This window comes from Nocardioides sp. YJ-D4 (assembly GCF_054031495.1).
Genome location: NZ_CM132932.1, coordinates 4,715,708 through 4,740,503, shown reverse-complemented (window position 1 = coordinate 4,740,503; position 24,796 = coordinate 4,715,708). Strand labels below are relative to the sequence as shown.

Annotated in this window: 18 protein-coding genes and 1 riboswitch; of the genes, 7 read left to right on the top strand and 11 right to left on the bottom strand. The window is 68.7% G+C overall.

The features are described 5' to 3' along the window. Window positions 1-18: 18 nt before the first annotated feature. The 9 genes from leuS to ACW14X_RS22650 all read right to left on the bottom strand — a co-directional run bounded on the left by leuS (window position 19) and on the right by ACW14X_RS22650 (window position 14,887). Complete coding sequence (leuS, locus tag ACW14X_RS22690) at window positions 19-2,502, bottom strand: leucine--tRNA ligase (protein ID WP_160028154.1); 2,484 nt, start codon at window positions 2,500-2,502, stop codon at window positions 19-21. Between the two features lie 446 nt (window positions 2,503-2,948). Continuing rightward, complete coding sequence (locus tag ACW14X_RS22685; RefSeq protein WP_457163399.1) at window positions 2,949-4,004, bottom strand: lipoate--protein ligase family protein; 1,056 nt, start codon at window positions 4,002-4,004, stop codon at window positions 2,949-2,951. Window positions 4,005-4,203: 199 nt separating this feature from the next. Continuing rightward, window positions 4,204-5,541, bottom strand: coding sequence for an aminotransferase class V-fold PLP-dependent enzyme (locus ACW14X_RS22680; RefSeq protein WP_457163398.1), 1,338 nt, complete (start codon window positions 5,539-5,541; stop codon window positions 4,204-4,206). A gap of 43 nt (window positions 5,542-5,584) precedes the next feature. Further along, window positions 5,585-5,698, bottom strand: a riboswitch (SAM riboswitch). A gap of 74 nt (window positions 5,699-5,772) precedes the next feature. Next, a complete protein-coding gene (locus tag ACW14X_RS22675; RefSeq protein WP_457163397.1) occupies window positions 5,773-8,250 on the bottom strand; it encodes a transglycosylase domain-containing protein in 2,478 nt (825 codons plus the stop codon). A gap of 129 nt (window positions 8,251-8,379) precedes the next feature. After that, window positions 8,380-10,530, bottom strand: coding sequence for a catalase/peroxidase HPI (katG, locus tag ACW14X_RS22670; RefSeq protein ID WP_350840038.1), 2,151 nt, complete (start codon window positions 10,528-10,530; stop codon window positions 8,380-8,382). Window positions 10,531-10,626: 96 nt separating this feature from the next. Then, window positions 10,627-11,052 (bottom strand): Fur family transcriptional regulator, encoded by a 426-nt coding sequence (locus ACW14X_RS22665; protein ID WP_160028146.1) that lies wholly within the window; start codon window positions 11,050-11,052, stop codon window positions 10,627-10,629. Window positions 11,053-11,115: 63 nt separating this feature from the next. Further along, complete coding sequence (locus ACW14X_RS22660) at window positions 11,116-12,306, bottom strand: MFS transporter (protein WP_457163396.1); 1,191 nt, start codon at window positions 12,304-12,306, stop codon at window positions 11,116-11,118. Between the two features lie 41 nt (window positions 12,307-12,347). Beyond that, window positions 12,348-13,781: a protein kinase domain-containing protein gene (locus ACW14X_RS22655; RefSeq protein WP_457163395.1), complete on the bottom strand. Its 1,434-nt coding sequence runs from the start codon at window positions 13,779-13,781 to the stop codon at window positions 12,348-12,350. An 8-nt stretch (window positions 13,782-13,789) separates the two neighbouring features. After that, the gene (locus tag ACW14X_RS22650; protein ID WP_457163394.1) at window positions 13,790-14,887 is read right to left on the bottom strand and encodes a hypothetical protein; all 1,098 of its coding nucleotides are present in this window, start codon (window positions 14,885-14,887) and stop codon (window positions 13,790-13,792) included. Between the two features lie 75 nt (window positions 14,888-14,962). On the opposite strand from ACW14X_RS22650, the gene ACW14X_RS22645 reads away from it, so the two are divergent. The 3 genes from ACW14X_RS22645 to ACW14X_RS22635 all read left to right on the top strand — a co-directional run bounded on the left by ACW14X_RS22645 (window position 14,963) and on the right by ACW14X_RS22635 (window position 19,034). Continuing rightward, on the top strand, window positions 14,963-15,832 hold the full coding sequence (locus ACW14X_RS22645; protein WP_457163393.1) for an oxygenase MpaB family protein: 870 nt from the start codon (window positions 14,963-14,965) through the stop codon (window positions 15,830-15,832). A gap of 88 nt (window positions 15,833-15,920) precedes the next feature. Further along, complete coding sequence (locus tag ACW14X_RS22640; protein ID WP_457163392.1) at window positions 15,921-17,555, top strand: alkaline phosphatase D family protein; 1,635 nt, start codon at window positions 15,921-15,923, stop codon at window positions 17,553-17,555. Between the two features lie 45 nt (window positions 17,556-17,600). Then, the gene (locus ACW14X_RS22635; RefSeq protein WP_457163391.1) at window positions 17,601-19,034 is read left to right on the top strand and encodes an ArnT family glycosyltransferase; all 1,434 of its coding nucleotides are present in this window, start codon (window positions 17,601-17,603) and stop codon (window positions 19,032-19,034) included. A gap of 89 nt (window positions 19,035-19,123) precedes the next feature. Here ACW14X_RS22635 and ACW14X_RS22630 read toward each other — a convergent pair whose 3' ends face one another. Further along, window positions 19,124-19,708 (bottom strand): TetR/AcrR family transcriptional regulator, encoded by a 585-nt coding sequence (locus ACW14X_RS22630; protein ID WP_457163390.1) that lies wholly within the window; start codon window positions 19,706-19,708, stop codon window positions 19,124-19,126. Between the two features lie 71 nt (window positions 19,709-19,779). Here ACW14X_RS22630 and ACW14X_RS22625 point away from each other — a divergent pair, with 71 nt between their 5' ends. Beyond that, window positions 19,780-20,799 (top strand): alpha/beta fold hydrolase, encoded by a 1,020-nt coding sequence (locus ACW14X_RS22625; protein WP_457163389.1) that lies wholly within the window; start codon window positions 19,780-19,782, stop codon window positions 20,797-20,799. Window positions 20,800-20,814: 15 nt separating this feature from the next. Here the strand turns inward: ACW14X_RS22625 and ACW14X_RS22620 are convergent, their stop codons facing one another. Beyond that, the gene (locus ACW14X_RS22620) at window positions 20,815-21,291 is read right to left on the bottom strand and encodes a hypothetical protein (RefSeq protein WP_457163388.1); all 477 of its coding nucleotides are present in this window, start codon (window positions 21,289-21,291) and stop codon (window positions 20,815-20,817) included. 233 nt (window positions 21,292-21,524) lie between these two features. On the opposite strand from ACW14X_RS22620, the gene ACW14X_RS22615 reads away from it, so the two are divergent. From ACW14X_RS22615 to ACW14X_RS22605, 3 genes are read left to right on the top strand one after another with little or no spacing between them, the layout of a single operon-like run. Beyond that, window positions 21,525-21,833, top strand: a complete 309-nt coding sequence (locus ACW14X_RS22615) for a hypothetical protein (protein WP_160028122.1) — start codon at window positions 21,525-21,527, stop codon at window positions 21,831-21,833. Then, window positions 21,833-24,166 (top strand): hypothetical protein, encoded by a 2,334-nt coding sequence (locus ACW14X_RS22610; RefSeq protein WP_457163387.1) that lies wholly within the window; start codon window positions 21,833-21,835, stop codon window positions 24,164-24,166. Before ACW14X_RS22615 ends, ACW14X_RS22610 begins: the two co-directional genes overlap by 1 nt. After that, window positions 24,159-24,782 (top strand): hypothetical protein, encoded by a 624-nt coding sequence (locus ACW14X_RS22605; protein ID WP_457163386.1) that lies wholly within the window; start codon window positions 24,159-24,161, stop codon window positions 24,780-24,782. Before ACW14X_RS22610 ends, ACW14X_RS22605 begins: the two co-directional genes overlap by 8 nt. The last annotated feature ends 14 nt before the right edge of the window (window positions 24,783-24,796 follow it).

Genomic DNA, 24,796 nt, shown 5'->3' with positions numbered 1-24,796 from the left:
CAGCGCGAGCCGAGCCGATCAGACGACGATGTTGACGAGCTTCGGCGCGCGGACGATGACCTTGCGGACGGTCTGGCCCTCGATCGCTGCCGCGATCGTCGGGTCGGCCAGCGCGGCGGCCTCCAGGTCGGCCTCGGAGATCGAGGGCGAGACCTCCAGGCGCGCACGCACCTTGCCCTTGATCTGCACGACCGCCGTCACCGAGTCCTCCACGAGCAGGTGGGGCTCGACCGTCGGCCACGCAACCCGCGCAACCGTCGGCTCGTGCCCCAGACGCTCCCACATCTCCTCGGCGGTGTAGGGCGCGACCAGCGAGAGCAGGATCGCGACCGTCTCCGCGGCCTCACGTACGGCGGGGTCGGCGGGACCGACACCGGAGTCGATCGCCTTCCGGGTCGCGTTGACCAGCTCCATCACCCGAGCCACCACCACGTTGAACCGGTAGGACTCGATCAGCTGCTCGGCCTCGGCGACGGTCTTGTGAGTCGTACGCCGCAGCGCGACGTCGCCACCGGAGACGTCGACGCCCGGGGACGACGTCACGTCTCCGGCCAGGCGCCAGGCTCGCTGCAGGAACTTCACCGAACCCGCCGGGGAGACGTCGGCCCAGTCGATGTTGTCCTCCGGCGGGGAGGCGAAGACCAGCGTCAGCCGGGTCGCGTCGACGCCGAACTCCTCCAGCACGTCCGACAGGTTCACACCGTTGCCCAGCGACTTCGACATCTTCTTGCCGCCGTTGATGACCTTGCCCTGAGACAGGTACGCCGAGAACGGCTCGTCCCAGTCGATCAGGCCGATGTCGCGCAGCGCCTTGGTGAAGAAGCGGGCGTACATCAGGTGCAGCACAGCGTGCTCGTCGCCGCCCAGGTAGAAGTCGACCGGGCCCCACTCGCGTGCCAGCTCCGAGGAGAACGCCTGGGTCTCGTCGGTCGGCGACAGGTAGCGCAGGAAGTACCACGACGAGTCGACGAAGGTGTCCATCGTGTCCGAGTCACGCGTGGCCGGACCGCCGCACTTCGGGCAGGTGACGTTGACCCACTCCGAGGCCGCGGCCAGCGGCGAGACGCCCTTCGGCTTCAGGTCGGCGCCCTTCAGCTCCGGCAGCTGCACCGGCAGCTGGGCCTCAGGAACCGGCACCTCACCGTCGACCGGGCAGTGGATGATCGGGATCGGCGCGCCCCAGTAGCGCTGCCGCGACAGCAGCCAGTCACGCAGCCGGTAGTTGATCGTGCCCTTGCCGTGGCCCTCGGCCTCCAGCTTCTCGATGATCTTGTGGATGCCGCTCGCCTTGTCGGCGACGCCCTCCAGCTCCGGCGAGTTCACGTACGCGCCGTCACCCGCGGTCGCGACGTACGTCTCCTCGGGGTTGTCCGCGCCCGGCACGTCGACGACGCGGCGCACCGGCAGCGAGAACGCCTTGGCGAAGTCCAGGTCGCGCTGGTCGTGGGCCGGGACGGCCATCACGGCGCCGGTGCCGTAGTCGGCCAGCACGTAGTCGGCCGCCCACACCGGGATCTGCTCGCCGTTGACGGGGTTGGTCGCGGTGACGCCCAGGTCGACACCGGTCTTGGGACGGTCGGTCGCCAGGCGGTCGATGTCGGAGGCCTTGCGTACGTCCTCCAGGTAGCCCTCCAGCGCAGCAGCCTGCTCCGGGGCCACGATCTCCTTGGCCAGGTCGGCATCGGCGGCGACGACCATGAAGGTCGCTCCGTACAGCGTGTCGGGGCGCGTCGTGAAGACGGTGACCTTCTTGGTCCCACCAGTGGTCAGCGAGATCTCGAAGTCGACGTGCGCACCCTCGGACCGACCGATCCAGTTGCGCTGCATGTTGACGACCTTGCCGATCCAGGTGTCCTGCAGCTGGTCCAGGCCGTTGTAGAGCTCCTCGGCGTACGCCGTGGTCTTGAAGTACCACTGCGTCAGGTCACGCTTGGTGACCACCGCGCCGCAGCGCTCGCACTCGCCGTTGACGACCTGCTCGTTGGCCAGCACGGTCTGGTCATTGGGGCACCAGTTGACCGGCGACTTCTTGCGGTAGGCCAGGCCGGCCTCGTACAGCTTCAGGAAGATCCACTGCGTCCACTTGTAGTACTCCGGGTCGGAGGTGTGCAGACGGCGCGACCAGTCGAAGGAGATGCCGTAGCGCTTGAACGACTCCGCCTGGGTCTCGATGTTGGCGTAGGTCCAGCCGGCGGGGTTCTCGTTGCGCTTGATCGCGGCGTTCTCGGCAGGCAGGCCGAAGGAGTCCCAGCCGATCGGGTTCAGGACGTCGAAGCCCTTCAGCCACCAGTAGCGGGCCAGCACGTCGTGCAGCGCGGTCACCTCGGCGTGGCCCATGTGCAGGTCACCCGACGGGTAGGGGAACATCGTGAGTGCGTAGCGCTTCTCGGCCCCCTCGCGTTGGCCCGCCTTGAACGGCTCCAGCTTCTCCCAGATGGGGCGCCACTTGTCCTGCAGCTCGGTGACGTCGTACGTCGCGTGCTCGGCCTGCTCCTGCGTCATTGGTCTTTCGTCCTTGTCGAGTGTCGTGCGTCAAGACTGCTTCTGGAACGATCCCTAGAAATAAGAAGGGCCCCTCACATGGAGGGGTAGCCGCGTGACCGGGGTGTGTCCCTCAGGGTCAGCGCGGCTGCCTAAGAAGCAGGACAGACATCTGCATGTGTCCAGGGTAGCCGACCACCGCCGCCATCGTCATACGCAGCCCGGCCATACTCCCGCGCGCGGCGCCGGAGACAGGGTCGAAGTCCTCTAGAAAGGCACTTTCGATAGTCCATGAGTTCTGCCCTGCGGATCGACCGACAGAAAATATCGCCGGAGGGGCTCTCACCTATTGCGACGACAAGTTCGAGCGTGCCAAACTGGCGACGCTCCGCTGCTCGTGATGTCGGTCGTGAATGAGGACCCCCCCATCTCATCCAAGGAACGCTCCGAGCAGCGGAGTCCAAGTTTTAGGGCACTCTCGCGCGCCAGGCCGAGGTCCCGTGCTTGCTCTCGACCAGCGCCGCGGCCTCGTCGATCGTGGCCTGATCCAAGCCGACGTACGCTGCCCCGAAGCTCTGCTCGAACTCCGAGAGCAGGGCGTCGATGACCTTCTCGCGGCTCAGCCCGGTCTGGGAACGGATCGGGTCGACGCGCTTGGCAGCGCTCCGGGTGCCCTTGTCGGACATCTTCTCCCGGCCGATTCGGAGCACCTCGAGCATCTTGTCGGCGTCGATGTCGTAGGCCATCGTGACGTGGTGCAGGACGCCGCCGGGGATCCGCTTCTGCGCGGCGCCGGCGATCTTGCCGACCGGCGAGGCGATGTCGTTGAGACCGGCGTAGGCGGCCTCGATGCCGACGCTGCGCAGGCCGCGCAGCACCCACTCGTCGAGGAAGGCGTACGACTCCTGGAAGGACATGCCGGCCACGAGCGTGTCGGGGACGGCGAGGCTGTAGGTGATCGTGTTGCCCGGCTCGATGAACATGGCGCCGCCACCGGAGATGCGGCGTACGACCTCGATGCCGTGACGCTCGGCGGCGGCCTCGTCGACCTCGTTGGAGATCGACTGGTAGCTGCCGATCACGACCGCGCTGCTGGCCCAGTCCCAGAACCTCAGGTTGGGGGCGCGGCGACCCTCGGCGACCTGGCGGACGATGACCTCGTCGAGCGCCATCTGCATCCGCGGCGACAGCGGCCCGGTCTCGACGATCTCGAGGTCGAGGTCGTCCCAGGTCGTGGCCCGTCCCAGCGCCCGCAGCACAGTCAGGGCGACGTCGCGGGTGCCGAAGCCGACCAGCTCGGCATCACGGGCGGCGACGTCGAGCACCGCGGTCAGCTGGTCGAGGGAGGCGTCGACCGACTGCCCCTCCAGCGCTTCGGTCAGCCAGCCCAGCGCCTCGTCGGGTTCCAGGAAGAAGTCGCCCGAGAGGACGACGTCGATGATCGTGTCAGCGGAGACTGTCGCGTCGACGACGACCAGCTTGCCGCCGCGTACCTTCCGCTCGCCATGCACTCTTTCACTCACAGTCTCTCAACACCGTGAGCGCCCCGAATCATCCCGTCGAGACGTCACGCCGGTCGACCGAGACGTCACCCCGGTCGACCGAGACGTCGCCCCCGTCGGCCGAGACGTCACCAACTGCCCACTCGGCCGACGCAACTGCCAACTCGGCCGACGTAACTGACGTTTCGGCCGACGTAGCTGACGCCTCGACAGGCGTCCCTCAGACGGCGGCGCCGCAGGAGCCGGCGGTGTCGGCGAGACGGGTCAGGCCGGCCGGGCCGACGAGCGGGCGCGGGTCCTCGGCGAGCGTCCAGGCCCCGTCGACGAGGACGTAGTCGCCTCGGACGTCACCCGCGAGAAGAGCACGTACGCCGGCCACGAGCCGGTCCACCTCGGCGACCGAGGTGCCGATCCCGATGCTCGCGCGGACCGCGCCGCCGGTGAGCCCGAGGCGCTTGAGGAGCGGCTGGGCGCAGAAGCGGCCGTCGCGTACGCCGAGGCCGTGCTCGGCGGAGAGGTACGCCGCGACCCGGCCGGGCTCGATGCCGTCGACCGTGAATGTGACGACCCCGACCGGCTCCTCGGAATCGGGCCACAAGCGCAGGACGTCGACACCCTCCAGTGCGGACAGGCCGGCCACGAGACGCCCCCTCAGTGACGCCTCGTGGCGGTCCAGCTCGGCGGGCTCGAGGCCGCCGAGAGTCGTACAGGCAGCGGCCAGAGCGGCGGCGCCGATGACGTTGGGCGACCCGCCCTCGTGGCGTGCGGGGGCGGGCTGCCAGGTGGTCTCGACAAGCTCGACCTCCGACGCGTGAGTGACGTCGTCGACGGCCCCTCCCCCGGCGAGATAGGGGGTGCCGACGTCGAGCCAGTCGCGGCGCCCGACCAGGGCGCCGGCGCCGTAGGGCGCGTAGAGCTTGTGGCCGGAGAGGACGACGTAGTCGGCGCCGGTGGCGGCGAGCGAGAAGTGGCGGTGGGCGAGCAGCTGGGCGCCGTCGACGAGGACCCGCGCGCCGTGAGCGTGGGCAAGGGTGACGATCTCGGCGACCGGCAGCGCCTCGCCGGTGACGTTGGAGGCGCCGGTGATTGCGACCAGGGCGAAGCTGTCCCGGGCCAGCTCACCGGCGAGGGCGTCGATGGTGCCGGCGAGGGTGTCCCGGGCGGCGACCACGGTGACGCCGGCCTCGACGCGGCGCCACGGGAGCAGGTTGGCGTGGTGCTCGATGTCGAGGACGAGCACCCGGCCGGGTACGCAGCCGGCCAGCAGGTTCACCGAGTCGGTGGTGTTGCGGGTGATGACGGTGACGTCGTCCTCGCGGGCGCCGACATAGGCGCCGATGGTCGCGCGCGACTCCTCGTAGAGGGCGGTCGAGACCTGGGACAGGTAGCCGGCGCCGCGGTGGACCGAGGCGTACCAGGGCAGGACCTCGGCCACCCGGTCGGCCACGCTCTGCAGTGCCGGCGCCGAGGCGGCGACATCCAGGTTGGCGTACGTCGTGGTCGTTCCGTCCAGCAGCGGGACCTGCGTGTTCGAGCCGACGAGCGGAAGCAGGGACATGGGGGCACCCTTCGGGTCATGGCTCCCCAGGGCTGCCCGGCGAAGCACGCGCTTGCCCGCGCCACCTCGGCGAGGGCCTGGTCGTCACCCGGAGCACCCCACCGCGTGGGAGGGTTGCCCGCCAGCAAGCCGGGGCTTCGCGCTGGCAGTCGTGACCTTCGCCGAAGATCGTGCCCGAGACCGCGTCAGCCCACCAACCCGACGTCTCGATCAGTGGACACCGATCTCACATCACGGACGACCTTCCCAGGGGTTGCCGCCGCCTCCCCAGCCGCCCTCGCCGTCACCCTCGCAGGTGCCGAAGAACTCCGAGACCGGGTCACACTCCTCGCCGTCGTCCTCCTCCTCCGGCGGAGCGGGCGGAGCGATCAGCTCCTCCTCGTGCCCGGTCTCGGGATCCTGGCCGTCGACGTAGACGGGCTCGGGGAAGTTCTCGACCTCCTTGCCCTCCATGGCCTTCACCATGATGGCCGCCCAGGTCTCGGTGGGATAGTCGGCACCGAAGTAGGACGGCATCCAGCCGCCGTCGAGCTTGCCCTCGCCGTTGCCGCGCGAGTAGCGCACGGCGGTGGCGATCTGCGGGGTGAACCCGACGAACCACGACGAGCAGACGTACTGCGCGCTGGTGCAGGTGCCGGTGCCGGTCTTGCCGGCCACCGGGCGGCCGATGCTCTGGGCCTTCTGGCCCGAGCCGCTCTGCACCACACCCTGCATCGCGTACGTCACATCGGCGGCGATGTCCTCGGAGATCGCGTGCCGGGCGTTCTTCCGGCCGTTCCAGCTGTAGAGGACGTTGCCGGCGCGGTCGCGGACCTTCTTCACCACGTGTACGTCGTGGCGGTAGCCGCCGTTGGCGATCGTGGCGTAGGCGTTGGCCATGTTGATCGGGCTGACGTTGGCGCGGCCGAGGGCGATCCGGTCGTCGGTCTGGTGGTCGAAGTCGGTGGTGGTGCTGGGGATCCCCGGGAACTTCGGGTCCGCCTTCGCCGGGGCGACCCCCGCGGCCACCGCGGTGTCGTAGATCGCCTTGCGGCCCTCCTCGGGGCCACCCATCGACTCGGTCATGTCGATGTAGGCCGTGTTCACCGACTGCTCCATCGCCTTGAGCATGGTGATGTGCTGGCCGTAGTCCATCCCGTCCGCGATCCCGGCCTGCTCACCCTCGTTGACGACCTCGGAGCCGGCGTAGGTCGTGAACGGCGAGTCACCGGCCCACGTCGAGTTCAGCGAGTAGCCCTTCGCGATCGCCGCCGCCGTGGCGAAGGCCTTCATCGTCGACCCGGCGTGACCACCGGTCGCCGCCCAGTTGTGCTGGCTGTCGAGGTAGTCCTGGCCGCCGTAGAAGCCGAGCAGCGCACCGGACTCGACATCGACCGACGCGGTCGCCACGTGCAGGGCGTTCTTCTGCTCGGGGTCGCCCTTGACGTACGCCTTCCGGTTCTTCGGCTTCACGGTCTTGGCCGCGGTCGCCGACGCCTTCATGATCTTGGGCGACAGCGTCGCGGTGATCCGGAGGCCACCGCTGTCGATCTTCTCCTCGGTGAACAGCGGCTTGCCGTCGGCGCCCTTCAGGCCGAGCAGCTCCGCCTTGATCATGGTGAGCGCGTGGCCGCGCTGACCGCCGAGCCGGCTCGGCACCGTCTTCGCGGGGAACTTCGGCAGCGCGTCCTTCACCTTGTCGGCGTCGGCCTGCTTCAGGTAGCCGAGCTCGACCATGCCGGAGAGGACGTACTGGTAGCGGCCGAGCAGCTTCTCCTCGCCACGGAAGGTGCTGCTGGCGGGGTCGAAGCCGGCGGGGTTGTTGAGGATGGCCGCGAGCGCGACCGTCTCCCGCAGCGAGAGGTCCTTGGTGGACTTCGCGAAGTAGGCCTTCGCGGCCGCCTCGATGCCATAGGCGCCGCGGTTGAAGTAGATCGTGTTGAGATAGTCGGTGAGGATCTGGTCCTTGCTCTTCTGCCTGGTCAGCTTCAGGGCGATGACCGCTTCCTTCAGCTTGCGGGAGTAGGAGCGCTCGGCGCTGAGGTAGTAGTTCTTGACGTACTGCTGGGTGATCGTGGAGGCACCACCGGAGGTGCCCTCGGTGGTGTTGGAGAAGGCGGCCCGCACGATGCCCTTCACGTCGACGCCGCTGTTCTCGTAGAACGTACGGTCCTCGGCGGCCACCACGGCGTGCTTGACGGTCTCCGGGATCTCGTCGGCCTCGAGCTTGATCCGGTTCTGGTCGCCGTCCTGGTAGCGGCCGAGCTCGGTCTTGCCGTTGCCGTAGTAGACGAAGGAGGTCTCGACCTCGAACGCGGCGTTGGGGTCCGGCACCGTGATCCGGTTGTAGGCCACGATCGCCGTCACCGACCCGATCAGGGCGATGGCCAGGAACCCGACCAGCACCACCTTCGCCGTGACCTTCCCCCAGCGGCGCCAGGTCGTGGCCGGTGGACGACCGCCGGTGCTCCTGGATCCGGTGCTCCTGGATCCTGTGCTCCGGGTGGCCCACTTCTCGGCTACCCAGGCCTTGGCCGGCTCGAGCTTGGCGAGCAAGTCGCGGGCCGCGGACGGCTTGGGATCTGCCCGACGCGCACCCGGTCGGCTGGGCACGACCCGAGGCGGCTCGGGCGCGATCCGAGGACCCTGCGCGGCGGGCGGAGGAGGCGGCCGCCACGACGGCGGCGGGCCGGTCGGACCCTTCGGAGGCTCGGCGCTCCGGTGTTCCATTGCTCCACCTGACCTAGGCGACTGACTGCGGCGGCCGTTGATCCTACCCGGGTGGGTATGACAACGGAGGCCGACCCCACAAGGGGCCGGCCTCCGTGTCATTCGTACGCCGCGGCGTACGGCCTCAGATCACTTCTTGAGGTCGAAGCGGTCGTTCTCCATGACCTTGACCCACGCCTTGACGAAGTCGTTGACGAACTTCTCCTTGGCGTCGTCGGCACCGTAGACCTCCGCCAGGGCGCGGAGCTCGGAGTTGGCACCGAAGACCAGGTCGACGCGGGAACCGGTCCAGCCGTTGGAGCTGGTGTAGGTCGCCTCGTCGGCGGACGGGGTCCACTGCTGGTCGTAGTCGAGCAGGTTGACGAAGAAGTCGTTCGTCAGCACGCCCGGGGTCTTGGTGAAGACACCGAGGTCGGAGCCGTCCCAGTTGTTGCCGAGCACGCGCAGGCCGCCGACCAGAACCGTGGCCTCGGGGGCCGAGAGGCCGAGGAGGCTCGCCCGGTCGAGGAACAGGAACTCGGTGGGGAGGTTGAGGAACCCGGAGTCGTAGTTGCGGAAGCCGTCGGCGACCGGCTCGAGCCAGGCGAAGTTGTCGACATCGGTCTGCTCCTGGGTCGCGTCGACGCGGCCGGCGGAGAACGGGACCGTGACGTCCTGGCCCGCGGCCTTGGCGGCCAGCTCGATGCCCACGCCACCGGCGAGGACGAGCACGTCGGCGAAGGAGACACCGGTCGCGGCCGCGATCTCCTCGTACTTCGCGAGGACCGGCTTGAGCTCCTCGGGCTGGTTGACCTTCCACGAGACCTGCGGCTCGAGCCGGATACGACCGCCGTTGGCGCCACCGCGGTGGTCGGACGTACGGTGCGTGGCCGCCGCCTTCCACGCGGTGGAGACCAGCTGCTGCACGCTCAGACCGGACTCGGCGATGGCCGCCTTGGCTGCGGAGATCGCGGCCTCGTCGGTCGCGCCGCCCTCGGCCGGGAGCGGGTCCTGCCAGAGCAGGTCCTCGGCCGGGACCTCGGAGCCGACGTAGCGGCTCTTCGGACCCATGTCGCGGTGGGTCAGCTTGAACCAGGCACGGGCGTACGCGTCAGAGAAGGCCTCCTGGTCGTCCCTGAACCGGCGCGAGATCTCGTCGAACTCCGGGTCCACGCGCAGCGCCAGGTCGGAGGTGAGCATGCGCGGCTCGCGCTTGCCCTCACCGTGCGCCTCCGGGACCATGTCGGAGCCCGCGCCGTTCTTCGGACGCCACTGCTTGGCGCCAGCAGGCGACTCGAACAGTTCCCACTCGTAGGCGTAGAGGATGTGGAAGAACTCGTTGTCCCAGCGGGTCGGGTGGTAGGTCCAGGTGACCTCGAGGCCCGAGGTGAGTGCGTCCGCGCCCACACCGGTGCCGTGGCCGTTCTTCCAGCCGATGCCCTGGTTCTCCAGCGGCGCGGCCTCCGGGTCGGGGCCGACCAGATCGTCGGGGTGGGCACCGTGGGTCTTGCCGAAGGTGTGGCCACCGGCGATGAGGGCGACGGTCTCCTCGGAGTTCATCCCCATGCGGCGGAAGGTCTCCTTGATGTCCACCGCGGACTTCATCGGGTCGGGCTCGCCGTTGGGGCCCTCCGGGTTGACGTAGATCAGACCCATCTGGACAGCGGCCAGCGGCGCCTGCAGGTCGCGGTCGCCGGTGTAGCGCTCGTCGTCGAGCCAGACCTTCTCCGGACCCCAGTAGATGTCGTCGTCGGACTCCCAGACGTCCGCGCGACCACCCGAGAAGCCGAAGGTCTTGAAGCCGCCCTCCTCCATCGCCACGTTGCCCGCCAGGACCATCAGATCGGCCCAGGAGAGGTTCTTGCCGTACTTCTTCTTGACCGGCCACAGCAGACGACGGGCCTTGTCGAGGGAGACGTTGTCCGGCCAGGAGTTGAGCGGCGCGAAACGCTGCTGGCCACGGCCGGCGCCACCGCGACCGTCGTGACTGCGGTAGGTGCCGGCGGCGTGCCACGCCATCCGGACGAAGAGCCCGGCGTAGCTACCGAAGTCAGCCGGCCACCAGTCCTTGGAATCGGTCATGACCGCGGCGATGTCCGCCTTGACGGCAGGCAGGTCCAGGGACTCGAAAGCCTTCGCATAGTCGAAGTCCTCGCCCATCGGGTCGCTCACAGGGGCGTCCTTGGCGAGAATCTTCAGGTTGAGCTTGTTCGGCCACCACTCCTGGTTGGCACTGCCGGCGGTGGGGTGAACGCGGCCTGCGTTCATCACCGGGCACTTGCTCACGGCCTCTTCAGACATGAGATTCCTATCCGTTTCTGATCGGACTGGCTGCTGCCAGACGCTGTGATTCACATGTGTTGCGCCGGCCGATGACAAGCTCAGCCGGCGCGGGCTCTACCCCTGGGACAGGCTGCAGTCCGCGCAGGTGCCCCAGTAGATGACCTCGGCCTCATCGACCGTGAAGCCGTTGTCATCAGATGCCGTCAGGCAGGGCGCATGGCCGACAGCGCAGTCGACGTCGGCGATCGCCCCGCAGGAGCGGCAGACCACGTGGTGGTGGTTGTCCCCGACCCGGGTCTCATAACGAGCCACCGAGCCGGACGGCTGGATGCGGCGTACGATCCCGGCCGCCGAGAGGGCGGCGAGGGAGTCGTAGACGGCTTGATGGGAGACGTCCGGAAGCCGCTCGCGCACCGCTCCGAGGATGGTCTCGGTGTCGGCGTGCGCGTTCTCGGTGACGGCCCCCAGAACGGCCACTCGCGGGCGAGTGACGCGCAGGGAGGCACCTCTCAGCAGCTGTTCGTAGTCCGCGTTCCCCACGCCTCAGACACTACGCCAATTCTTGAATGAGTCAAGAAACGGCGAGGAAATTTCTGACGGAAATCAACCCAGTTTCACGGTCTCCGGAGACTCCGGCGCCGGACGGGTCGCGAAGCGGCCCGCCATCAGCGGGATCAGCACGGAGATGGCCAGCGGGATGACGAACATCGAGCGCTCCCCGAAGACCTCGGCGACCGCGGCGATCAGGGAGGCGGCGGCGAGGTAGCCGGCGTAGTTGGCGAGGTTGACCCGGGCGATCGCGTCCTCGGCGTTGCCCGGGGAGATGTGCGCGGCGGCGACGAAGGACTGCGGAGGGACCATCGCCAGGCTGCCGCCGAGCACGGCGAAGCCGACGGCCGCCACGCTCCAGTGCGGGGCGACGACGATCAGCACCAGCGCACCGACCCCGACGATGCCGCCGGTGCGGATCACCCGCTCGGGACCGAAGCGGGCGACGAGGCGGTCGCCGGGGAGGCGTACGGCCAGGAGCACCAGCTGGTAGGCGGCGTAGATCGCCGGCGCGACCGCCGCCGCGGCCCCGAGTCCGTCGACGACATAGATCCCGCCCCAGGCGGAGGCCGCCGAGTCGATGAACCACATCGCGAACGTCGGCACTGCGACCAGGAGGAGGGGCAGCCACGGCAGCTGGACCTTGGGGCGCTGCGTACTGCTGGCTCGATGCTCCGCCGCGTCGACCGCCTCCGGCGGCAGCAGGAGCCGGAACGTGGCGAGGTTGGCGGCCAGGCCGATGACGGCGATGGGGATCATGTCCAGACCCAGAGGTACGCCGAGGGCGATCGTCGCGGTCGCATAGACGGCGCCGAGGACGGCCGCCGCGCTCCACATCGCGTGGAACCCGTTCATCAGCGGGCGTCCGTACGCGTCCTGGGTGGCCGTGCCCTGCATGTTCATGGAGGCGTCGACGCCGCCGAGGAAGAAGCCGTAGACGCCGTTGAGCACCAGCAGCGCCGCCATCGTCGGCGCGAAGGCGGGCGCGACCGCGGCCAGCGAGGCCCCGCCGAGCATCAGCGAGAGGGTCGCGGCGCTGCCGATCCTGGTGGCGAGGTGACCCGCGACGACACTGCCGATCGCCCCGACCGCGGTGGTGATGCCGAGCACCACGAACACGTCGCCGGCGCTGAGGTCGAGCTTCGTCGCGATCGACTCGAGCCTGGTGATCAGCGAGGCGAAGGTCAGTCCCTGGATCGCGAAGGCGACGAAGACCGCCATCCGGGCCAGCTGGAGTCGGGTCATGGACGCGAAGTCTGCACCTTCACGCCCGGTTGGTCGAGGGGTCAGTTGCCCTTCAGCAGGCCGTCGAGGATCTTCTCGCCGTCCTTGCCGTCACCCTTGCTCAGGCTGTCGAACTCCTCGCGGAGCTGCTCCATCTCGCGCTTGGCGCTCTCGCCCTTCTCGACGAGGTCGCGGATCTGCTGGATCTGGTCCTCCCACTCCTGGGACTGACCCTCGTCGATGACGTTCCAGCCCTCGAGGTTCTCGCGCCAGCGGTCGAGCCGGTCGAGACGGTTGAGGGTCTTGTTGTCCGACTTGTCGACGGGCTCGTCGGCGGAGTCGTCGGTGTTGTCCGAGTTGTCGGTGTTGTCCGCGGTGCTGGAGTTGTCGGAGCTCTGGGACGGCTGGGCCTCGGCGGAAGAGGGCTCGTAGGCGGCCAGCCAGGAGGCGGCGAAGACGCACGCGATCACGATCGCCACCGCGCCGAGCAGGCGGCCGGTCGGGAACTTCCGCAGCGACCTCGGGCGCGGCCCGCGGACCGGAGGCGGGGTGCCGGGGCTGGGCAGGACGCCGGTGCGCGAGTTGGCCAGCGCCATCGGCTCGTCGAGTGGGCGCGGCGCCATCGCCTGGGTCGGCCGCGGCGCCTGACCGGCGGAGAGCCGGTCGGTGGCGTCGGGGTCGGCTCCGCTGAGGACATAGCCGAGCTCGTGACCGACCTGGTCCATCGAGGGCCTGGCGGCCGGGTTCTTGTCGAGCATTCGGGTGACCAGCCGAGCCAGGGGCGCGGGCACCGCCCGGAAGTCGGTGATGCGCGGCACCGGCTCGCTGAGGTGCATGTGCAGGATCTTGACCGGGTGCGGCGCGGAGTAGGGCACCTTGCCGGTGAGCATCTCGAAGAGCACGCAGCCGAGCGAGTAGACGTCGGCGGGCGGCCCGACCGGGTCGCCGGAGGCCTGCTCGGGCGAGAGGTAGGACGGGCTGCCGATCACGTGGCCCGTCTGGGTCAGCCCGGCGTCGACCCCTGTCATGGCGTACGCGATGCCGAAGTCGAGCACGGTCAGCCGGCCGTCACCGTCGAACATGAGGTTGGCGGGCTTGATGTCGCGGTGCACCACACCGACCCGGTGGGCGGCGCCGAGCGCACCGGCGACCTGGCGGGTGTATTCGACCGCCATGTCGATCGGCATCGGGCCACGCTGCTGCAGCGGCTCGGCCAAGGTGGGCCCGGGCAGCAGCTCCATCACCAGGAAGACGTCGTTGTCGTCGCTGCCGGCGTCGAAGATCTTGACCACGTCGTCGTGGACGACCCGGGCGGTCGAGAGCGACTCACGGCGGAACCGCTCGGCCATCGTGGGGTCGTCCACGTCCCGCATCAGCTTCACCGCGACATCGCGGTCGAGGACGGTGTCACGCGCCCGCCAGACCTCGCCCATGCCGCCGGCTCCGAGCAAGGTGAGGAGCCGGTAGCGGCCGGCGATCGGGGGAAGCTCGTCCATGCCGGAAATTATGCCGGGGTCACCCAGGAGCCGAAAAGCGGGATACCCTCCCAGGCTCCCCCGCGTGCGACCGCCACCACCGCGTGCGGCCGGTCGAACCTCAGGTCGATCTGTCGCACCGTCGTCTCGCGCGGCGCCGCGGCGGCGGCGCGGACCATCATCCCGGTCACCGCAGCCGCCTTGAAGCCCTCCCGGTCGTAGGACGCGACCGCCTTCTGCACGCAGACGGCCTCCGTCTCCTCCGCGACCGCGGCCATCACTCCGCGGGCGATCTCGGCGACCCCCGGCGCGGCCGACATGTCGTGACGGTCCTCCGCGCTCCACTCCGGGAGATGGCTGCGCCAGCGGTCGGACGGAGCGCTGCCGAAGGCGGTGACCTCGCGGACCGTCCAGGCGTGCCCGTCCTCCTGCCCGGCATCGAAGGTGCGATCGTGGACCTCACCGGCGTCGATCCTCCGGACGACCTCGTCGGCGGCCCGCCAGACATCGTCGGCGGACACGCCCTCCTCGGCGATCACGGAGTAGACCGAGATGCCGTCCTCGCTCGGCGGGCAGGCGACCGCGACCGCTCCGGCGGCCTCTGTCGCCACCACCGCCTGAAAGCCGTCCTCGAGCACCAGCAACCCGTCATCGCCCTCCTCCAGCTGCTCGCTCCAGCGTGGCGTCACCACGAGCGCGGAGGCGAGCACGAGCAGCGTCTGGGCGTCGATCTCGAGCGGGAACTCCTTGATCAGCCCGCGGGTGTGCGCATCGGCCCACGCGTCGAGCCCGGCCTGGTCCGGGAGCGGGTCGAGCACGATCGGCAGGCCCTTGGTCAGCTCGACACCCGACCGCAGCCAGCCGGCGACCGCCGCCCCGATCGTGGGGTGCGGCGCATCCAGCAGCGTCAGTGCTGCGGCCCGCGCGTCGGCCTTGTTCAGGCCCAGGATCTCGTCGGTCTCGGTCTCCGCCGCGGGTGCCAGCGAGGCGAGGAGCAGCCACAGACCTGCGTACGAGATCACCGGGGACTCGGCGGACCCGAGAGCGGAGCGGGTGGTGGCGGCGTACGTTCGGACGGCCTCGGCGGCCGCGAGGGACAGGGGCGTCTGCGTTCCCGACTTCTCCATGCAGAAGACATTACGGTGACGTCCACCACAGCGCCCCAAATCACGATACAGTTATGTATCGAGCGAGGAGGCACCATGGCCAAGAAGTCGCGCACGGCAGGACTGGACCCGGAGACCGAGTTCCAGGAGATCTCGAGGCGTCTGGGGCTCTACGAGTTCCCCTGGGACACGACTCAGGCGCTCAGCTTCGCACTGTTCCGGACCTACGCGGTGCCCTCGATCGGCCGGCTGCTGGCCGACACGCACCAGTTCACCGAGAACACCCAGAAGCGCTATGACGACACCGCGCTGCTGCTGGAGGACGCGGCGATCGAGGACCTGGACAGTCCTCGCGGCCGGGCCGCGGTGCGGCGGATCAACCAGATGCACAAGATGTACGACATCTCCAACGACGACATGGTCTATGTCCTCTCCACGTTCGTGGTGATCCCCCGGCGCTGGAACCAGGAGTTCGGCTGGCGGCAGTCGACCCCCGACGAGCAGCTCGCCGCCCTGCGCTACTACCAGGCGCTCGGGAAGCGGATGGGCATCAAGGACATCCCGGCGACCTATGAGGAGTTCGAGCAGCTCCTCGACTCCTACGAGGCCGAGCACTTCGGGTACGACGAGGGCGGCCGTGCCGTCGCCGACTCGACCCTCGAGCTGCTGACGACCTTCTACCCGCGGCCCTTGGCTCCGCTCATCCGCATCTTCTCGCTGTCGCTGATGGAGCCGCATCTGCTGGAGGCGTTCGGCTATCCCGAGCCCGGGCGGCTCGCCCGGACGCTGTCGCGTGGGGCGCTGAAGGTGCGGGCGCGCGTCGTCGCGCTGCTGCCGGCACGGCGCAAGCCCGCGTACGTCCGAGACATGCCGCGCATCAAGAGCTACCCGCACGGGTTCAACACCGAGGACCTCGGCACCTTCGCGCCGGGCTGCCCGGTGCACCGTACGGCCGAGACCGCTTAGCCCGGTTCTCCCCCGCCCGTCACCACGGCTTTACCGGGCACCGCTTCGCTGTTGTCGATAACCCCATATCGACAGGAGCACGTCGTCCATGCCTGCCCCCAGCAACACTCCTGATCTCCGCCCTGACCTCCGTGGCGCCCTCCGGGGCCTCGACCGCCGCCGCTTCCTGACCGTCTCGGCCGCCGCGACCGCGCTGGCCTTCACGACCGGCCTGCCGCGTACGGGCGCCTTCGCCGCTCCGGCCGGCTCCCCCGCCGACATCACCTCGGACCCGTTCACCCTCGCCGTGGCCTCCGGCGACCCGCTGCCCGACTCGGTGCTGCTGTGGACCCGGCTCGCACCGCTCCCGCTGGAGCCCACCGGCGGGATGCCGCCGTCGCGCTTCGACGTCGGCTGGGAGGTGGCGCGCGACGCCGCCTTCAGACGCGTCGTACGCCGCGGCACCGCTGCCGCGCACACCGAGTTCAACCACTCAGTGCATGCCGAGGTCCGCGGCCTGGACGCGGCGACCGAGTACTTCTACCGCTTCCGGGTCGGCCAGTGGATCAGCCCGGTCGGCCGGACCCGGACCGCCCCGGCCGTGGGGGCCGCGGTGTCGTCGCTGACCTTCGCCCTCGCCTCCTGCCAGCGCTACGACCAGGGCTACTACACGGCGTACCAGCATCTCGCCGACGAGGACGTGGACGCGGTCTTCCACCTGGGCGACTATCTCTACGAGTACGCCGTGAACGCCACCGCCGGGGCGCGCGCCTACACCGAGCCGCTGCCGGCGCACCTCAACCACGAGACCGTCACACTGGACGACTACCGGGCGCGCTACGGGCTGTACAAGTCCGACCCGGACCAGATCGCCGCCCACCTGGCGCACCCGTTCATCGTCACCTGGGACGACCACGAGACCGAGAACAACTACGCGGCCGACATCCCGGAGAACTCGGTGCCGCCGGAGGAGTTCCTGGTGCGCCGCGCCGCCGCCTACCGCGCCTACTGGGAGAACCAGCCGCTGCGGCTCCCGCAGCAGCCGTCCGGTCCCGACCTGACGCTCTACCGTCGGCTGCAGTGGGGCCGACTGGCGCAGTTCGACATCCTCGACACCCGCCAGTACCGCACCAACCAGGCCAACGGCGACGGCTGGAAGGTGCCCTCGGCGGCGTCCGAGGCCGAGTCGATGACACTTCCGGGGAACGAGCAGGAGCAGTGGCTGATCAACGGCTGGCGACGCTCCTCAGCGCTGTGGAACATCGTCCCGCAGCAGGTCACCTTCTCGCGCCGCGACAACCCGTCCGGCGACGGCACCCGCTCGATGGACTCCTGGGACGGCTACCCCGCCTCCCGGCGCCGGATCCTCGAGGGCTGGAAGGCATCCGAGCAGTCGAACCTGATGGTGCTGACCGGTGACGTGCACGTCCACTACGGCCTCGACATCCACGACGACTTCGACGACCCGTCCTCGCGGGTGCTCGGCACCGAGATCGTCACCAGCTCCATCACCTCGGGTGGCAACGGCGCCGAGCACCCGGCCAACTGGGCCGCCTACCTCCAGCGCAACCCGCACATGAAGTTCTACAACGGTCTCCGCGGCTACACCACGATCTCCCTCGACACCGCCGGCGCCGAGATCACCTACAAGAACGTCGCCCAGGTCAGCACCCCCGGCGCTCCGCTCACCGTCGGTGGGCGCTTCGTCACGGAGTCCGGCCGCCCGGGTCTCGTGGAGGCGTAGGGATTCGTACGTTCCGGCCGCGCCCGCGCCGCTACCCTCAGAGGCGTGACCCGGCCGCGGTACTCCCCTGCTGTCGGGATCGTCGTTGCCGCGCAGGCTGCCGTGCTGCTGGCGATGAGCCCTTTCTACGGGCCGCATCGGGACGAGCTCTACTTCGTCTCCGCAGGTCAGCGGTTGGCCTGGGGATATCCCGACCAGCCGGTGCTGACGCCGTTGCTGGCGCGGGTCGCGACCGAGATCGCCCCGTACAACCTCGTCGTACTGCGGTTGTGGAGTCTGCTGGCGATGGTCGGTCTGGTCCTGCTGGCGGCGGAGTTCGCACGGCTGCTCAGCGGCAGACGTACGGCGCAGGTGCTGACCGCGGGACTCGTGGCCGTCGGGGTGGTCACGATGACGTTCGGGCACTGGCACTCGACCGCGACGTTCGACGCGCTGGCGTGGACCGCGATCCTGGTGCTGGTGGCCCGGGCGCTGGTCGCCGACGGCGGACGGCAGCGGGGGCTGTTCTGGCTGGCGGCCGGGATCGTCGCCGGGATCGGGCTGGAGAACAAGCACTCGGTGGTCTTCCTCCTCGGCGCGATCCTGCTCGGCATCGCGCTCGTTCCGGCGACCCGGCGCAACCTGACCACGCCGTGGCCATGGTTGGCCGGGCTCACCGCGCTGATCCTGTGGACTCCCAACCTCCTCTGGCAGCTCGAGCACGACTGGCCGGTGCTCGACCTCTCCGAGGACATCCGGGAGGAGTACGGCGGGCTGTCCGGACGGATCGGGTACGTCACCCAGGCGCTGATCCTGCTCAGCCCGGTGATCACGCCGATCTGGATCATCGGTCTGGTCGCGCTCTTCCGGCGACGTGAGTGGGCACTCTTCCGACCGGTTGCCGTCGCGTTCGTGCTCGTCGCGGGCTTCTTCCTGGTCGCCGGCGGCAAGGGCTACTACCTGGCCGGCCTGTTCCCGCCACTGGTCGCGGCAGGCTCCGTGGTGGTCGCTGAGCGACTGCGGCCGCGCACCGTCGGCCTTCTCGGCGCCGGCCTGGCCCTGCTGACCATCCCCGCCTGCCCGAAAGCCGAGCCCCGCCGCCAGGCACAGCATCGCCACGAGGCACACCAGCATCAGCTCTCCGCAGATGCCCGGCGCTCGCCTCAGCCGGATCACGATCCCGTCACCGGCGACCCCACCCAGCCGCCTGATCCTGCGCGTGGCGCTCCCGGCTGGACGTACGCCCTTGGTGAGCAGTCCGTGCACACCCGTCAGGAACAGCAGGATCCCGAAGCCGGTCCCCAGCAGATAGGGCCCGTACGCCCCACCGTCGGCCACCACCGACCCGACACCGATGGCGAGCCCGAGCATGGCGTTGAACACCCCCGTCACCGTCCAAGCAACGCGGCGCACCGTCGCCATCCACGGCGAGCCCAGATCCTCATCCCCGACCACGCCGTAGACCTTAAGGGTCGCCGCTGCGGCCGCGCTCGCAGCTGACGTCATTCCCGGGCGAACGAATTTTCGTTCGCCGTGTGCACGTGGTGCCTCCGGGTCGGGGTATACGTATCTCGTGATGCTGCTCGCGATCATCCTCGTTCTCGCGGCCGCCGAGGGCGCGACCTGCATGCCCTGATGAGGGCCTCGGCCTCCTCGGCCGTGATGTCCCCGATGAGAGCTCGCAGGGTGAGTCCGTCGGAGAGCGCGAGCAGCTCGACGGCGCGTGCTCGTGCCTCGTCCTCATCGAGACCGTCAGCTTCCTGGATGTGGCGGGTGCACTCCTCGACACCGACGCGGGTGGCCTCTGCGAGGATCCGGCGCACCGCGGTATGAGTCATCGCCTTGGCGACGTAGGCGTACCAGACCGTGACGCCGATCCTGCCCGCCTCGGTGGAGGGGATCTGCTGGAGCAGGATGTGGAGGAGCCGGTCCCCGGGAGTGCGGCCTTCGGTGGCCTCGTACTCGATGACGGCCCGCTTGACGAGCAGGTCGATACCGGCGACGACCAGGGCGTCCTTGGTGCCGAAGTAGTGCTGTACGCGCCCCATCGAGACCCCGGCCCGGGCGGCGACGGTCCGCAGGCTGACGCCCTCGATCCCCTGCTCGGCGACGATCTGCCAGAGACCGGCGACGATCTCGAACCGGCGCTGTTCGTGGTCGACGGCTCTTGGCATGGCGCCCAGGTTAGCAATACAGTCGCATCGCAACGGGTTTCAATGCGATCGCATCGTTATCGGGGACGAGTATGGACGAGGACATTCAGGATGAGCACATCGAATCGCGCAGGAAGCGCCGGCGCTGGCCGGTCGTGCTCCTCACCGTCATTGCGGTCGTCTCGACCGGGTGCCTGGTGATGGTGCTCGGCACGAGCGGCCCCGGCGTCGGCCACTTCCGCAGCCCTGCCGGGCGCCAGACCTACACCGAGGCGTACGACGCGGCCTTCGCCGCGCTGCCGAAGCCGACCAAGACGCACGACGTGGAGACCACCTTCGGCACGGTCCGTGCGTACGCCTGGGTCAACCCGGACCCGGTCGACGAGATCCCGGTCGTGCTGGTGCCGGGACGGGCCAGCGGCGTACCGATGTGGGGCGAGAACCTGCGCGACTTCGTCGAGCACCGCACCGTGTACGCCTTCGACGCGATCGGCGACAGCGGGCTCTCCGAACAGACTCTGCCGCTGCGCGGCATGGACGACAACGCGCGCTGGGTCGAGGAGGCGCTCGCAGGTCTTGGACTCGACCGGATCCACCTGGTCGGGCACTCCCAGGGCGGCGGGCTCGCCGCGGCCGTCGCCGTGCGTCACCCGGATCGGCTGGCCAGCCTCACCCTGCTCGAGCCGATCATGACGTTCGGCATGCTGCCGGCCTGGGCGATCGGCTGGTCGGCGGTGGCCGCTCTCCCGTTCCTGCCCGACTCCTGGCGCGACCATGCGCTGAACCGGATCGGAGGCGTCGAGGACGACGAGGTCGACCCGGATGACCCGATGGCCCGGATGATCGCCGCCGGTACGGCGCACTTCGACTCCGGCAGCCTGCCGACGCCATCGCGGCTGACCGACGATCAGATCCGCTCACTTCGCATGCCGCTCTACGTCGCGATCGCGAGCGACAAGTCGCTGGCCGGCGGCGAGGACGCCGCAAAGAGGGCCGAACTGCTCCCCCGCGCGACCGTCAAGGTGTGGCCGAAGACCACTCACTCCCTGCCGATGCAGGTGGCGTCCGAGCTCGACGCCGAGCTCGAGAGGTTCTGGGCGGGCGTACGTTGACGGCGGACGCCGCGCTCAAGCCCAGAGACCGACGTACTCGATGAACACCCTGAGTCCGCCGTTGAACTCGATCGCGTTCGCAATCGCGTTGATGAGCCGTACGACCCAGAAGACCGCCAGGGTGTAGCCGATCCCGAGCGCGATCCCTGCAGTTGCGGCGCTCGTTCCCGTTGCCTTCGCCCGGCTCACGCCGAGATGGCCGAGGACGACCCCGACGGCGATCGGGACGATCGAGGCGATGAGCAGGAGGCCTAGGATGACCCAACCGACCGGGCGGTCCTCCATGTTGTAGAAGGAGTTGTAATAGCCCTGGCTGACCTTCGGGATGCCGACGATCACCCGCACCAGAGCGACGATCACCAGCATTCCCGCCCCGACCCCCAGCCCGGCAAGCCCGAGCCCGACGCCGCTTCTCGGACCGCCAGCAGGTGCCGGAGCGCTCGTCGCGGACCACGTCGGTCCCGTCCCTGGTGCCTCGTTCGGTTGTGACATCGCGCCCTTTTTCGTCAAGTTGGACCGCGCCCGCCCTATCGGTGCTGGACGGCCTCGTATGGCCCGAGACGTTATCCCAAAGGCCGGGCCCCCACGGGCAGATCCGCGCGGGCGAGCACGTCGAGATGCGGAAGCTGCGCGGTACAAGATTTCTCGACGATTTGTGTTTGAAACCCGAAATTTGGGGTAGGAGATAGTTACCAATCGCTCCGAACGTCTTGGGGGATCCTCTCGTGAACGTCGAAATCGTGGCGCCGCAGGTGAAGACCGCGGCCAATTCCATCGGGACCGCGGCCGACGCCGTCGCCGGTCTCGATCTCGAAGGCCCGATGGGCAAGGTCGCATCCGCGCTCCCGGGAAGCACGTCGGCGGGCGCCGCGAACGGCCTCAAGACCGAGTGGAAGAGCGACAAGGACAAGTGGGTCAAGGACGCCCGCGATCACAAGACGACCACCGTCGCCGACGCCGACGCGATCGTCGAGGCCGACACCATCACGGCGCAGCAGGCGCGCTACCGCGAAGCAATGATCGGACGAGACTGATGGCCGTCACCTATGAGCAGCTGCAGAGTTGGAAGCCCGAAGACCTCGACACCGCCGCGGACCAACTCAACACCGCCCGCAAGAGCTTCCAGGACCAACAGGACGAGATGGACGCCGGCAAGGTCCCGGACACCTGGGTCGGCGAAGCGTCTACCCGTGCCGAGAACCGTCATCGCCGACTGATCGCCGACCTCAACGACATCGCGGCTCCGCTGTCTCAGGTCATCAACGCCCTCGACGAGGCCGCCGCCTCCATCAAGAAGGCCAAGGACAGCGCCAAGCACGCCTACGACGACGCCACCGGCCGAGGCTGGAAGGTCTCCTTCTCCGGCGGCGTACAGATCACCGATCCGAGCCCGGACGAGAAGGACCCGGACAAGGACAAGGGCACCATGCAGCAGCTCGCCCAGACCATCCAGGATGCGCTGACCGACGCCGCGTCCGCTGACGCCGACCTGACGGCTGTCCTCAACCACGCGACCAAGGGCGACTACGACGGTGGCGAGGGCACGATCGAGCAGGCCAGCCTCCCGCCCGAGCTGCGCAACCTGCCCGAGGACGAGCTCATCGACAAGATGCTCAGCGATCCGGGCAAGTACGACGGCTATATCGACGCCCTCCCGCCGGATGCTCAGACACGGCTCGGCAAGGAGATCAGCGACCGCCTCGACAGCACGCTCAACGACGACGACTACAAGCTCAGCAAGGAAGAGGCCGACCGTCTCAACTCCATGCTGAGCGCATACACCGACGACTCGACCGTCGCCGCCGGGCTCTACAAAGACCTCGGGGCGGACGGCACCGTCGCCAGCATGGCGAGGATCGAGGAGTACCTGCGTATGCAGATGCCGGATTCCGGCTCTGTCAACACACTCGCGTCCAACCTTCGAAGTGGTCTCGCATCGGCCTCGAACGACCCCGGTTTCCCGGCCGAACAGTTCGGCCACGACATCGTGAAGTACGCCGGCCCCTCAGGGGTCTACCTCTCCGACGATGAGCAGGATGCCCTCCGCGACCGCTACCCGAACTGGGGCGGCACCGGCGGCGCCTCGGTCCTCACCTATCTGATGAAGGACCACGACCTCAACGGCAACCTCGTGCTCGGGGCTGCCGAGGAGCTCGACCGCTTCGAGCGGGCCGACGGCGCACTGATGGATGCCAAGACCTGGTATCAGCACACAGGTCACAGCCCGCTGGACACGGGCAACGATGGCGGCTGGGGCGATGACCCGATGGCCGCCATCATGGGCAACCTCGGCGACCACCCGGAGCAGGGCTACCAGTTCTTCACCGAAGACGCGGAGCGTCAGAAGTTCTACTTCAACGACAGGACCTGGCAGGCCGACGGCTACGCGGGCATCTCGCAGGCCGCTGCCGGCATCAGCACCGATCCCGAACTGGTCAAGCAACACCCTGAAGGCACCGCGATGATCGCCTCCCGGTTCGTGGACTACGTCGCGAACAGCGAGGGGTTCAACGCTGAGGACGCGAAGCCTGCTTCCCCGTACGTATCCGAGATCCTCAAGAACTACATGCACTCGGTCGACGACGCGCTGCACGCGCGAGGGGAAGACGGGGAAGCCGGTGTCTACACGTCGACGCCTGTCGCGCTGGGTGACATCGCCAACAGCCCGAGGTTCTTCGCGAACGACATCGAGTCCTTGCTCAAGGTCGGAGCAAGCAGCCAGGAAGGGCTCGTCAATCTCGCCGAAGGCGTCGGCACTTACCAGCAGTCCCAGATCAACAACGCTGCGTACCAGATCCAGCAGAACCCCGGCGACTACCGCGACGGCAACGTGCTCAGCGATGTCATGCAGCATTCCGCCTATCTGAACGGCGCCGTCGAGCACGCGATCGGGAGCGTCGAGATCGAGGGCGCCGCGAACACCGACAAGCAGATTCAAACGTTTACCAGCCTTGTCGGCGATGTCGCTGGGATGGTTCCGCTGCCTGGCACGGGGGCCGTTGGGACGGTGGTTGAGTTCGGTGTCGGCCAGGCGATCGACCTTGCCACTGACAAGGCAGACGGGCACTTCGCCAACTTCGAAGAGGCCGCGACCGACCATGCCAACGAGCGGGCGGCGGCGTCCCTGAACGAGTCGAGGGTGAACGCCCTGGATGCGTTGGTGAAGAGCGGTGTCGTCGAACTCGCTCCGGAACACCGCGAGCGCTTCTTCCCTGAGGGGCAGCCGGTCGACCTCTCGAAGCTCAGCGACGAGGAGCTCGGCGACCTCGCGAACCTGGCCTCCAACAGGTACCTCAACGAGTATGGGATGGGAAGCATTGAGTACCAGAACGCATACGGCGCAGCCTTCCGTGAGTTCTATGAGTAATCGTCGAGCTCGAGAGTCGGACCGTGGAAAGCTTTACCCGCTGATCTGCGCTCTCATCGCCCTGGCGCTCGGCACGCCTGCGCTGACGTCGTGCGGTGAAGAGTCACCGACCACGCTGATCAAAACGGACGACTTCGAGGCGGCCAAGGGTGAGGCGCACGACGCCGGCGGCGGAATCGTCGGGATGCCGCCGTGCCGCGCCCTTCGCGAGTTCAACCAGGACCTCAACCTCGCAGCATCGGGGGAGGTGACCGGAACCACCATCGGGATCGAAGGTGGCGGCTCCGTCTTCGCCGTCGTGTTCTCGCCGACCGCAACACCTCCGTCAGCGACCGAAGTCGTCGCCGACGTCCCCGGGAACGTCGAGGACTGCGCCAAGGAGATCGCCGGCGATCCGTCCCGCAAGGTTGAAGAGCTCAGCGACCTGCCTTTGGACGCCACCGGCTTCCACGGCGAGGAGAACAACTCCACCAGCGAGTACGCGTACGCAGTCACAAGCGACGATCGGCTGCTAGTCGTAGGAACGGAGTACACCACCGGAGACAACCCACCGGTCTCCATCGACCGTCTGCTCGAGCTCGCAGCCGACCGCGCTCCCGACGTCTCTACGGACTAGATGAGCTTTCCCCC